Origin of the sequence: Mesorhizobium sp. M7A.F.Ca.CA.002.04.1.1 (assembly GCF_004022805.1) — a bacterium.
GTDB lineage: Bacteria > Pseudomonadota > Alphaproteobacteria > Rhizobiales > Rhizobiaceae > Mesorhizobium > Mesorhizobium ciceri.
Genome location: NZ_RZPL01001151.1, coordinates 1 through 990, shown reverse-complemented (window position 1 = coordinate 990; position 990 = coordinate 1). Strand labels below are relative to the sequence as shown.

Annotated in this window: 1 protein-coding gene and 1 pseudogene; both read right to left on the bottom strand. The window is 66.3% G+C overall.

Going from position 1 to position 990, the window contains the following annotated elements:
• Positions 1-417 (bottom strand): annotated as a pseudogene (locus tag ENZ75_RS32910) (hybrid sensor histidine kinase/response regulator); the annotation flags it as partial.
• Positions 418-558: 141 nt separating this feature from the next.
• On the bottom strand, positions 559-990 hold a 432-nt coding region (locus ENZ75_RS32905), incomplete at its 5' end, for a zinc-binding dehydrogenase (protein WP_164888226.1).

Here is a 990-nt window from a genome sequence, read left to right as displayed (position 1 = left end):
GATGACGAGATCTCCAAGCGCGTCGATCAGGCCACGAAAGCGCTCATCGCTCTCCTGCATCTCCCACATGCGGTCGGCCAGCGTCTCGATCTCGGCGCGGCTGCGGGCCGTGGTTTCGTCAAGAAGGGCGGCGGTGCGATGTTCGCTCCGCCTGGCGCGCAGATGCATGGCAAGGCCGGCTAGGCCGGTTGCGAGCAATGCAACGCTGATGAACATCGGTGCCCCGGTCAGGTGCGCCAGCCCGGCCATCACCACGATGGCGACGAATGTCAGAAAGGACAGGCCTTCGCGCCTGGAGAATTCCGGCTCGGGCACCAGCGGCGGCGCGGCGACGAAGCGCCGCGTCGACGCCGGCGGGAGCACCGCATCGACATCGTCGCCAGTGTCCGCCTGTTGGCTGCCGGATTGCGCGATCATGCGAAATTCTTGCCAGACAGAGCTTATGGAAAATTGCGGCGGATCGTTCCAATTTTAGCGGATGAGCGCTTTTTGCCGAGGCGCGGCGGGTTTGCCACCAGATCTGGCGATTGCATCCGCCCTTCCGGCAGTTGGGCGGAGTCACATATCCACGACGACGCGGCCGCGGATCTTGCCCTCGACGATATCGCGCGCGGCATCGACGATGCCGTCGAACCCGATGGTGCTGGACAGGCTGGCGAGCTTCTGCAGATCGAGGTCGGTGCCGATGCGGCGCCATGCCTCGAGGCGGACTGCTTTCGGCGCCATCACTGAATCGATGCCGAGCAATGAGACACCGCGCAGGATGAAGGGCGCGACGCTGGCCGGCAGGTCCATGCCGCCGGCCAGGCCGCAGGCGGCGACCGCGCCGCCATAGGAGGTCATCGAGAGCACATTGGCCAGCGTGTGGCTGCCGACAGCGTCAATACCGCCGGCCCAGCGCTCCTTGGCCAGCGGCTTGGCCGGCTGGGCAAGCTCCTCGCGCGAGATCACCTCGGCGGCGCCAAGGTCCCTCAGAAAGGGGCTTTCGGC